Source organism: Kitasatospora sp. NPDC059747, from assembly GCF_042732955.1.
Classification (GTDB): Bacteria; Actinomycetota; Actinomycetes; order Streptomycetales; family Streptomycetaceae; genus Kitasatospora.
Genome location: NZ_JBHWGV010000072.1, coordinates 24,060 through 34,206 on the forward strand (window position 1 = coordinate 24,060; position 10,147 = coordinate 34,206).

At 74.8% G+C, this 10,147-nt stretch carries 11 protein-coding genes; 5 read left to right on the top strand and 6 right to left on the bottom strand.

Going from position 1 to position 10,147, the window contains the following annotated elements; genetic code table 11:
- Window positions 1-127: 127 nt before the first annotated feature.
- The 3 genes from ACFV4G_RS27775 to ACFV4G_RS27785 form a co-directional block, all read right to left on the bottom strand.
- Entirely contained in the window at window positions 128-721 is a 594-nt protein-coding gene (locus ACFV4G_RS27775) for a fasciclin domain-containing protein (RefSeq protein ID WP_380444836.1), read from the bottom strand.
- A gap of 131 nt (window positions 722-852) precedes the next feature.
- Window positions 853-1,830 (bottom strand): prolyl aminopeptidase, encoded by a 978-nt coding sequence (gene pip / locus ACFV4G_RS27780; RefSeq protein ID WP_380444837.1) that lies wholly within the window; start codon window positions 1,828-1,830, stop codon window positions 853-855.
- A gap of 86 nt (window positions 1,831-1,916) precedes the next feature.
- The gene (locus tag ACFV4G_RS27785) at window positions 1,917-2,567 is read right to left on the bottom strand and encodes a TetR/AcrR family transcriptional regulator (RefSeq protein WP_380444838.1); all 651 of its coding nucleotides are present in this window, start codon (window positions 2,565-2,567) and stop codon (window positions 1,917-1,919) included.
- A 180-nt stretch (window positions 2,568-2,747) separates the two neighbouring features.
- Here ACFV4G_RS27785 and ACFV4G_RS27790 point away from each other — a divergent pair, with 180 nt between their 5' ends.
- Window positions 2,748-3,350 carry an SRPBCC family protein gene (locus tag ACFV4G_RS27790; RefSeq protein ID WP_380444839.1) on the top strand — a complete coding sequence of 201 codons (603 nt, stop codon included), beginning with the start codon at window positions 2,748-2,750 and terminating at the stop codon, window positions 3,348-3,350.
- Window positions 3,351-3,379: 29 nt separating this feature from the next.
- On the opposite strand, the gene ACFV4G_RS27795 is transcribed toward ACFV4G_RS27790, so the two are convergent.
- A complete protein-coding gene (locus tag ACFV4G_RS27795; protein WP_380444840.1) occupies window positions 3,380-3,523 on the bottom strand; it encodes a hypothetical protein in 144 nt (47 codons plus the stop codon).
- Between the two features lie 142 nt (window positions 3,524-3,665).
- Between ACFV4G_RS27795 and ACFV4G_RS27800 the strand changes: the two genes are divergently transcribed.
- From ACFV4G_RS27800 to ACFV4G_RS27810, 3 genes are read left to right on the top strand one after another with little or no spacing between them, the layout of a single operon-like run.
- Window positions 3,666-4,685 carry a permease gene (locus ACFV4G_RS27800; RefSeq protein ID WP_380444841.1) on the top strand — a complete coding sequence of 340 codons (1,020 nt, stop codon included), beginning with the start codon at window positions 3,666-3,668 and terminating at the stop codon, window positions 4,683-4,685.
- Window positions 4,682-5,401 (top strand): TIGR03943 family putative permease subunit, encoded by a 720-nt coding sequence (locus tag ACFV4G_RS27805; protein WP_380444842.1) that lies wholly within the window; start codon window positions 4,682-4,684, stop codon window positions 5,399-5,401. Before ACFV4G_RS27800 ends, ACFV4G_RS27805 begins: the two co-directional genes overlap by 4 nt.
- The gene (locus tag ACFV4G_RS27810) at window positions 5,394-6,506 is read left to right on the top strand and encodes a hypothetical protein (protein WP_380444843.1); all 1,113 of its coding nucleotides are present in this window, start codon (window positions 5,394-5,396) and stop codon (window positions 6,504-6,506) included. Before ACFV4G_RS27805 ends, ACFV4G_RS27810 begins: the two co-directional genes overlap by 8 nt.
- Before the next feature lie 10 nt (window positions 6,507-6,516).
- Here the strand turns inward: ACFV4G_RS27810 and ACFV4G_RS27815 are convergent, their stop codons facing one another.
- Entirely contained in the window at window positions 6,517-7,719 is a 1,203-nt protein-coding gene (locus ACFV4G_RS27815) for a Dyp-type peroxidase (RefSeq protein ID WP_380444844.1), read from the bottom strand.
- Between the two features lie 31 nt (window positions 7,720-7,750).
- Here ACFV4G_RS27815 and ACFV4G_RS27820 point away from each other — a divergent pair, with 31 nt between their 5' ends.
- Entirely contained in the window at window positions 7,751-9,073 is a 1,323-nt protein-coding gene (locus ACFV4G_RS27820; protein ID WP_380444845.1) for a right-handed parallel beta-helix repeat-containing protein, read from the top strand.
- Window positions 9,074-9,242: 169 nt separating this feature from the next.
- Here ACFV4G_RS27820 and ACFV4G_RS27825 read toward each other — a convergent pair whose 3' ends face one another.
- Window positions 9,243-10,004: a hypothetical protein gene (locus ACFV4G_RS27825; protein ID WP_380444846.1), complete on the bottom strand. Its 762-nt coding sequence runs from the start codon at window positions 10,002-10,004 to the stop codon at window positions 9,243-9,245.
- Between the last annotated feature and the right edge of the window lie 143 nt (window positions 10,005-10,147).

The following is a 10,147-nucleotide window of genomic DNA, read 5'->3' on the forward strand; positions in this document are numbered from 1 at the left end:
CCGAATTTCCCACCCCCCCCCCCGCGTCTGCCCCCCCCCCCGCCCCCTGTTTTCGGAAGCGGGGGGCGGGGGGCTATACCTGCTGTGTGCCGCGCCGCGCCCCCCCCCCCACCACGATGAAGGAGCGTCAGCCGAAGGCCGGCACCGTGTCGAGGATCGCCAGGCGCGCGTTGGCCGTCTTGATGCTGCCGCAGAGCACCTGCGCGCCGCCGATGCGGTAGTCCTCGCCGCTGCCGGTGGCCTTGATGACGGCGCCCTGGAGGGTGTTGTACTGCTTGTCCTGGAGGTCGTCCTTGCGCAGGTCGCGGACGACGATGAGCTTGCGGACGAGGTCGCCGGCGCCCTGCTGGGTGGCGAGGGCCTTCTTCTGGTCCTCGGGCAGCTTCGCGAAGGCCGCGTCGTTCGGGGCGAAGACGGTGACGTTCTCCATCGAGTCGAAGATGTCCTTGGCCTTGGCCGTCTTGACCAGCGCGGACAGCTGCGAGAGGTCCTTGGTCTGGTCGACGGCGGTCAGCACGGGTGTGCCGCCCATCGCGTCGAGGCTGCCGGGGCCCTGACCGGGCATCGCCGCGCAGGCCTGGCCGAAGGCCTTCTCCGGCGGCGGGGGTGCGACGGCCACCGGGCCTGCCCCGCCGACGCCGACGCCGCTGCAGCCGGCGAGCGGGGCGAGGGCGAGCGCCAGGGCCGCGAGGAGGGCGGGGCGGTGGGTGCGACGGCTCATGCGGAGGTCCTCCTGGGGGGAACCGGTCGAATCGTGCCGGATACGCCCAGATGGTGACATCGCGCCGGGCCGCCGCCCGGGAGGTAGGGCCCGCACCGCACCGCCCGTCACCCGTGCGGCGCCGTCGGCCGTCAGAGGTGCTTGAAGTCCTCGATGGCCGTCCGGACCACCTGGTTCAGCTCGTCGCTGCCGGCGTGCCCGGAGTCCTCGATGATGTGGAGGCGGGCGTCCGGCCACGCCTTGGCCAGTTCCCAGGCCGTGTCCGGCGGGCCGCCCATGTCGTGCCGCCCGTGCACCAGGACGCCCGGGATGCCGGCCAGCTTGTGGGCGTCGCGCAGCAGTTGGTCGGGCTCCAGCCAGGCGCCGTTGCCGAAGAAGTGGGCGCAGATGCGGACGAACGCGATCCGGTCGTCGACCTCGCGGTTGCTGTACATGCCGGGGCTGTTGTTGGGCTCGCCCGAGATGACGGCGTCCTCCCAGGCGAGCCAGTCGGCGGCGGCCTTCTCCCGGACGGCCCGGTCGGGGTTCTCCATGAGGCGGGAGTAGGCGGCGAGCAGGCTGCGCCAGTCATCGCCGAGGGCGGCGCGCTCGTCCTCGGGGACGCCGTCGCGGAAGCGGTCCCAGGCCTCGGGCTGGAAGCGCCGGGCGCCCTGGTAGAGCCACTGGGTCTCGGCGGGCCGGGTCGTCGTGATGGCCGCGACGACGATCTGGGTGACGCGTTCGGGATGCTGCTGCGCGTAGGCGAGGAGGAGGGTCGAGCCCCAGGAGGCACCGTTGAGCAACCAGCGGTCGATGCCGAGGTGTTCGCGCAGCCGTTCCATGTCGTCGATCAGGTGCTGCGTGGTGTTGAGGCTCATGTCGGCGGCCGGGTCGCTGGCGTGCGGGGTGCTGCGGCCGCAGTTGCGCTGGTCGAAGCGGATGAAGCGGTAGCACTCCGGGTCCCAGGAGCGGGCGGGCCTGCGCATCGCGCCGGCTCCGGGCCCGCCGTGGACGTTGAGGGCGGGCTTGCCCTCGGGGTTGCCGAGCTGTTCGTAGTAGATGCGGTTGCCGTCCCCGGTGTCGAGGAATCCGGTGTCGTAGGGCTCGGTCGGAGGATAGAGATCAACCATAACCGTCGAGCCTACGGCCGACGGGGGTCGAACTCATCCGATTTGTTTCCGACTTGACGGTGAATCAGGAGAGGATCAGGAGCGGATCAGGAGCGGCCCAGCAGGTCGTCCAGCTCGGCGGCGAAGAGCAGCGCGGGATCGAAGCCCATCCCGGTGAAGTGCCCGGCGAGCTCCAGGGACAGGACGCCGTGCAGGCGGGTCCAGAAGGACAGCGCCCGGTGCAGCACCTCGGGCGGGGCCGGGTGCCCGCCGTCCCAGGCGCGGTGGTCGGCGAGGTGGGCGTCGAACGCCGTCGCGGGCCCCTCCGGCGCGAAGGCCGTCCAGGCGTCGAGGAGGACCGCCATGATCTCGCCCGAGACGGCGGTGGTGTCGTCGGGGGCGTGGTAGCCGGGGACGGGGGTGCCGTAGATGAGGAAGTACCGGTGCGGATCCTCCAGCGCCCACGCGCGCAGCACGTGCGCCAGCCCCGGCAGGTCGGTACCCGCGGCGGCGGCCGCACCGAGGGTGTCGGCGAGTCCGCGGTAGGCGTCCCGGACGAGCTCGGTGATGAGGTCGTCCCGGCTGGCGAAGTACCGGTAGAGCGCCGGCCCGCTCACGCCCATCCGCTTGGCGATCGCGTTGAGCGAGAGCGCCGAGGCCCCGGCCGTGGCGATCTGCTCCCAGGCGTGCTGCTTGACCTCCGCCCGCACCTGCGCCCGGTACCGCTCCCGCGGGGTGTCCGCACCGGTCGTCGCCATGGCCGCCCCGCTCCGGTCGCTACACGCTGAAGGTTTCGCTAGAAGCTATCACGACCACTGTGCGCCGGCAGGCGCCACAGGATCCCTTGACCTGTCGCCCGCCGAGAGTTAGAACTTATAACGACAGCGAGTGGCTATGCCTCTCGCGATGGCCACTCACCCAATCGTTGGAGGAGCACCATGCCCAGCCTTCGCACCGCCCTGGCCGGCGCCGCCGTTGCCGCGAGCCTCCTCGGCGTCGTCGCCTCGCCCGCCTCTGCCGACTCCGCCCGGAGTTCGCTGACGTGTCGCGGAGAGGGCGTCGACCCGGGGGCCGCCGTCCGCTACCGGGCCTCGACCGTCGTGCACGCTTCGCTCGGCACCGTCTGGCGGCTGCAGACCGACGTCGAGGGCTGGCCCTCCTGGCAGGCGGCCGTCGGTTCGGCGGAGCGGCTCGACGGCGGGGTGCTGCGGCGCGGGTCGGCGTTCCACTGGACGACGCCGATCCCGCCGAACCCCGCGACCACCGCGACCGGCCTGGACATCACGTCGACCGTCCGGCAGATCCGGCCCGGCGCCTGCATCCGCTGGACCGGGCCCGCCGTCGCCGACGGGCTGCGGATCGACGGCGTGCACGTGTGGAACTTCGCGGAGGTCGACGGCGGGGTCCTCGTGGGCACGGAGGAGACCCACACCGGCGCCCAGGTCGACGCCGACGTGCCCGCCGCGACGGCGATCCTCCGGGCCGGGCTCGACGCCTGGCTGCACGACCTCAAGGCCGCGGCCGAGGCGCAGGACGACTGAGCACCCCCGGTCCGGGCCCCCGGTCCGGGCTACGCGGCCTCGCCCGCCGCCTCGGGCCGCGGCATCAGCGCGTCCCACAGCGGCGGCGACTCGCCGCGGTTGCGGGCGCTGAACTCCTGCCAGTACGAGCTCGCCCACACCGTGATCGACGTCGCACCGCGGCTCGCCGACATCCTGACCGGACTCCTCCGGGGGTACCGCGCGGGAGCGTAGGGCGGGAAGGACCTCCCGGGTACGCGCACTAGACTCACCGCGGCCGCGCCGTGGAGGGCGGTCGTACCCGTGCGTTGTGAGCGAAGGAGCGTCCGGCCGCCCATGGCTGACGAGATCGCCGTCGAGGCCCGGCCGCACCGGCCGCGGCCGGTCGAGGAAGAAGCACCCGGCGAACGCGGCCGTCGGATCGGCTCGCTCGGACTGCTCGTCGTCGGCATGCTCGCCGTGCTCGTCGGGCGGCAGGTCCTCGGTGACCGGACGGGGCCCGCGTGGCTGGAGGCGTGGGGGGCCGTGTTCGTCGCCGTCTGCGTACAGGCGCTGCCGTTCCTGCTGCTCGGCGTGGTGCTGTCGGCCGCGATCGCCGCGTTCGTCCCGGCCCGGTGGCTCGAACGGGCGTTGCCGCGCAACCCGTTGCTCGCCGTGCCGATCGCGGGCGCGGCCGGGGTCGTGCTGCCCGGCTGCGAGTGCGCGTCGGTGCCGGTGGCCGGGCGGCTGATCGCCCGTGGGGTGGCTCCGGCGGCGGCGCTGGCGTTCCTGCTCTCCTCGCCGGCCGTCAACCCGGTCGTGCTCGTGGCGACCGCCGTCGCCTTCCGGGGGCAGCCCGAGCTGGTGGCCGCGCGCTTCCTGGCCTCGCTGGCCACCGCCGTGGCGATGGGGCTGCTCTGGTCGCGGTTCGGCCGCCCGGAGTGGCTGCGGCCGAAGCCGGCGCCCGGCGGCCCGACCGGCCTGCCCGCCTTCCGGGCCTCGCTGGAGCACGACTTCCTGCACGCCGGCGGCTTCCTGGTGATCGGCGGGATGACCGCGGCCACCCTCAACGTCGCCGTGCCGCGCGGCCTGCTCGGCGACCTGGCCGGACTGCCCGGCGTCTCCGTCCTCGTACTCGCCGTGCTGGCCGTGCTGCTCGCCGTCTGCTCGGAGGCGGACGCCTTCGTCGCCGCCGGACTCACCGGCTTCTCCACCACCGCCAAGCTCGCCTTCATGGTCGTCGGGCCGATGGTCGACGCCAAGCTCATCGCCCTCCAGGCCGGCACCTTCGGCCGGGCCTTCGCGTGGCGGTTCTGCGCCGCCACGTTCGTCGTCGCCGTCACCGCGGCGTCCCTGACCGGGTGGTGGCTCCTGTGAGGCGCGAAGTCCGGGCGCTGCTGCACGTCCTGCTCGGGGCGGCGGTGCTGCACATCTCGCTCTTCAGCGAGCTGTACCTGCGGTACGTGCGCAAGGAGCTGCGGCCGTACCTGATCGCGAGCGGCCTGCTGCTCGTCGTGGTCGGGCTGGTCGGTGCGGCCGTCGCCGCACAGGAGTTGCTGCGCCCCGGCCGGCGCACCGGGGCCGAGGACGGGCACGACCACGGCCACGGCGCTCCCCGCACCGCGTGGCTGCTGCTCCTGCCCGTCCTCGCGATCTACCTGCTCCAGCCCCGGGCACTGGGAGCCTTCACCGCGCAGCACTCGGACAGCACCGCCGCCAAGCCCGCCGACCCCGCAGGCGGATTCGGGCCGCTGCCCGCGAACGGGCCGGTCGCCCTGCGGCTCGCCGACTTCGACGCCCGCGCCGTCTGGGACACCAGCGGTTCGCTCAAGGGACGGCAGGTCCGGCTCACCGGATTCGCCACGCCCGGCCCCGGCGGCGGGAGTTGGTACCTCACCCGGCTGACCATCACCTGCTGTGCCGCCGACGCGCAGACCAGCAAGGTCGAGGTCCACGACGTCGACGCACCGCCCGAGGGGACGTGGGTCGAGGTGACGGGCACGTGGCAGCCGGACGGGCGGAGCGGTGCCGTGCCCGCCCTCGCCGCGGACCGCGTCCGCCGCATCGCCGAACCGGGAGACCCGTATGAGTGAGCACCCGTCGGAACCGGCGGCACGCGTGCAGCCCCGGCGCGGTGCGGCGGCCGTGCTCGCGCTCGGCGTCGTCGCCGCGCTCGCCTTCATGCCGTCCGTCCCGGACCGCCACGGCGGGCAGGCCTCACCACCCTCGGCGGACGCGCCGGCCGTCACCGTGCTCGGCGACGGCTCGACCTCCGACACCGGCCCGCAGCCCGGGCAGCCGGCTCCCGTCCGGCTCGGACCGGGTGAGCGGCCGCCGCAGTTCGTCGTCTTCTCCTTCGGCTCCCCCGCCGAGGGCGACGGCCACCTCTTCTCCCGCGCCCGCGGAGCGGCCAGGGCGAACGGCGCCGACGTCACGTTCTTCCTCCGTGGCGTGGACCTGCTCCCCGCCTCCGTCCGCTGGCAGTACCAGCCGCCGCAACACGAGGTCGGCGCCGCCGCCGTCCCCTTCCCGGCCGACGGGGAGGTACGGGCCACGCTCCAGCAGGTCGGCCGCGCGTGGCTGGACGGCGACGAGATCGCCGACGGCTTCATCGGACAGTTCTGCGGGCCGAAGGGCGGCCGGGACTGGTCGACGGCCGACTGGCGGAGCGAGATCGGCCAGGGCTACTCGATGGTGAACTTCTGGAAGACCGGGACGGGCTTCGCCGACCTGCCCCCGCTGCCGTTCGACTACCAGACGGAGCTCGTCGGCGGCCGGGCGCCGTGCCTGGAGGGCCGGGAGAACCTGCTTCCCGCCGAGCAGGACGCCGGCTGGCGCTACGACGTGGGCTCGCGGGACGACACCGCGCGCTGGCCGGCGCGGACGGACGGGATCTGGGAATTCCCGCTGCTCGCCACGGACCGGACGCCGCAGGCGTACCGCAGCGCCTTCGACCGCGCCTACCGGGGCACCCGCGCACCGCTCGTCCTCGACACCGACCTGGGCTCCGGGAACGACGCCGGGCTCCAGGCCGCCGAGGCGGCGATGAAGGACCTGTGCCACCGCGACGGCGTCCGCTGCGTGTCCTTCCGGCAGCTCGCCGACTGGCTCGACGCCCAGGACCCCGCCGTCCTCGCCCGCCTCCACACCCTCGCGCCGACGGACGCACCCGACCCGGCCGCCGTGGCGGGACGTTAGCGCACAGGGCTCACGCCCAGAGGTGCTCCCCGAGCACGGAGCCCTCCCGGGCGCCGGGCAGGACGTACGCGACGGCGGAGGCCGTGTGGTCCAGGAACGGGTTGAGGGCGTCGCGCGCGGCGAGGCGGGTCTGGACACGGGTGAACTGGGCGGGGTCGCGCATGAAGGCGCAGAAGAGCAGGCCGCGGTCGGTGGGGCCGTCGTCGTAGCTGTAACCGCGGCGCAGCATGCGGGCGCCGCCGTCGAGGCGGGGGCTGGAGAGGCGGACGTGGGCGGTGGCGGGGATGACGTAGGAGCCGTCGGGGTTCTTGGCGTAGATGTCCGGGTCCTCGTGCTCGGTGGTGCCGGTGAGCGGGGCGCCGTCGGTCGCGCGGCGGCCCATCGCCTGGTCGCGGCGCTCCGCGGGGAGCGCGGCGAAGGCGGCGGTGTCCATGCGGATGCGGCGGTAGACGAGGACGGTGCCGTTCTCGTGCGGGCCGGGCGGGCCCCAGACCCACTGGCGGGCGGTCTCGTCGTCGGGGTTGGCCGTGCCGTCCTTGAAGCCGAAGAGGTTGCGCGGGGTGACGCCGGAGGGTGTGGGCGGCAGGAATCCGGACTGCGACCAGCGGGGCGTGGCGCCGGCGGCGCGGGTGGCCGCGGCGACGAGTTCGGCGGCGACGGCCAGGGTCCAGCGGTCGTCGGCGCACAGTTGCAGGAGCAGGTCGCCGCCGCTGCGCGCCGGGTCCAGGTGGTCTCCGGGGAAGGGCGGCAACTCCCCGAGGGCGGGCGGGACGTCGAGGCCCAGCCGGGACGCGATCGCGGGGCCCACGCCCACCAGTGACGTGAGTCGGCTCCCGGCGCCGCGGTCCAGGCGCGGGTCGGGCGGCAGGTCGGAGACGGCCTCGGAGAGGACGCGGGTCAGCTCGGCGAGGAGGGCGCGCAGGGCCTCCCGGTCGGCGGCCGGGGAGTTCTGGGGCAGGTCGAAGGCGAGGAGTTGGGTCGCCTCCTGCTGAGGGAACGTCAATCCTGCTTGCCGGACGCCGTGGAAGGGCGTCGGAGCGGGCGGGCGTGCCACCGGGTGGCCCGACTCGGCCTCGCCGCTCGCCAGTTGACCGGCCGCCGCTCCGACACCCGCGGCGAGCACCGCACCGGCCGCGAACAGCGCCCTGCGCCGGCCGAACCCGGGGGCGGCATCGCGGTCCGGTTGCTGCGCGTTTTCCGGTTCGGTGGGCATGCGCGCTATTGGAGACGATAGAACACTGACTATGCAACTCCTCTCCTCGGGACGTGTGTTCGCCACGCTGCTGGCAGCCACCGCGCTGGCGGCCGCCGGGTGTTCCTCCGCAGGCTCCGGCTCCGACGTCGCGAAGCATCCGGCCGGGAGCGTGCTGCGGGTGCCGCAGGACTTCCCCACCGTCCAGAAGGCCGTCGACGTGGCCCGCGACGGCGAGACCGTCCTCGTCTCCCCCGGCGTCTACCGCGAGAGCGTCCGCGTCACCAAGGCGCGCCTGACCCTCCGGGGCACCGACCGCAACGGCGTCGTCCTCGACGGCGGCCTCAAGCTGGTCAACGGCGTCACCGTGACCGGGCCCGGCTCGGTGGTCGAGAACCTCACCGTCCACGGCTACCTCGCCAACGGCGTGCTGTTCACGGGCGTCACCGACGAGAAGCTGCAGCAGCGCGGCGCCGGCGGTTCCGCGTACGACCCCCTGGACACCGCCCGCTTCCCGGTCGTCCAGGGCTTCCGCGCGAGCCGGGTGACGGCGTACGGCAACGGGCTGTACGGCATCTACGCGTTCGACGCGCGCGGCGGCGTGATCGAGGACTCGTACGCCTCCGGGCAGGCCGACTCGGGCATCTACGTCGGGCAGTGCAAGCCGTGCGACACGCTGGTGCGCGGCAACACGGTGGAGCGCAACGCCGTCGGCATCGAGCTGACGAACGCCTCGGACGGGCTGTCGGTGCTGGGCAACCGCGTCGTCGGCAACCGGGTCGGCGTCACCGTCAACTCCAACGACCTGGAGGCGCTCGCCCCGCAGCACGGCGCGGTGATCGCCGGGAACGTCGTCGCCGACAACAACGCCCCCGACACCCCCGAACAGGCGGACGGGGGCTTCGGCATCGGTATCGGCATCGGCGGCGGGACGGCCAACCTGGTTCGGCGCAACCTCGTCCGGGGCAACCGCGCGGCCGGCGTGATCGTCACCGACCCGGCCGGGCACCCGGCGAGCGGCAACCGCGTCGAGGGCAACCGCACCGACGGCAACGGCGCCGACCTCGTCCTGGCCTCGGCCGACCCGGGCAACTGCTTCGGCGGCAACCAGCCCGCCGTCCAGAGCCCGGACGGGCTGGAGGGCCTGGCGGCGTGCGGCGCCCAGGGCCGCGGGCCGGTGCCCGGCGGGCGGGCGGCCCCGGTCCAGGCGCCGCCCGGCGTGCCGTTCAGCCAGGTCGCCGCGCCGCCCGCGCAGCCGTCGCTGCCGGACCCGTCCGCGCCCGGCCGCCCGGCCACCGGCCTGCCGGGGACGGTGGACGCGGACGCGTACCCGCTGCCGACCGACGTCACCGCCGTTCCGCCGCAGCCGAGTTGATCCCACCAGCCGTCACGCCGGCGCCGTCCGGGTGACGGGCAGCCCGTGCACGCCGTAGATCCGCATGTTCGTCCTGAGCTGCACCTCCTCGGCGGGGACGGCGAGTCGGAGGCCCTCGGTCGCGGCGTGCGGGCGTGCGGCCCCGAGGAGCCGGGCACCGGGGCGTGCGTCAGCCGGTGAGCCACGGTGCTTCGGGGAGCTTCGCCCCGCCGTCGCGCCCCCTGAACTCGACGGCGGTCGGCGTGCCGAGCCCCGGCAGCCGCATCGTCACGCGGCGCAGCGTGCCGTCGCCGTCGACCCAGTACGTGAGGGGCGAGCGGCCGCCGTCGGGGGCGGCGCCCTGGGCGCGGGGGCCGGCGAAGCGGTCGTAGCCGCGGCCGTCGATGCGGTCCGGGCCGAGCCAACGGGCGCCGGACTGGGCGAGCAGGAGCGGGTTGTCGGGCCGGTCCGCGCCGAGCTGGACCATCAGCTGGAGGCCGGAGTCCAGCGGGTCGGCCGTGTAGGTGCGCGGCGACCAGCCGGAGCGGGGGACGTGTTCGGCCTGCTCCCAGAACTCGCCCTTGTCGCCGGTGGGTTCGGGGGCGAGGCCGAGGCCACCGGTGTCCCAGACGATGAGGCCGCGGTCCGGCTGCGCGCCGGGCCCGGTGGTCGTGTAGCGGCCGACGCCCCGGCGGGTCCGGTAGTCGACGACGCCCTCGACGCGGATCTCCACTCCCCCGCCCTCGGCCGCGGTGAGGACCACGCCGACCGGACTGACCTGGTAGAGGTTCAGTCGCGACAGGGCGAGCCTGGACGCCTCGTCCGTGGTGACCGGCCGCTCCGCCGTCCCGTCGGAGACCGTCCGGTAGGCGACGAATCCGCCGGCGGCCAGGGCGCACACGACGACGGCGACGAGTGCTCCGAGCCGGAAGCGGCGTGGTTTGCGGGGCATACGGCTGCTTTCCCTCTCAGGTGAGTCACGCCCGTCGGGGGGGGGGGGGGGGGGCCGCCCGCCCGCCCCCCCCCCCCCCCACCGCCAGAGCGACGACACCCACGGCGCGGGCCGCGCGGGGGGCGGGAGAGCCCGGGCCCCCC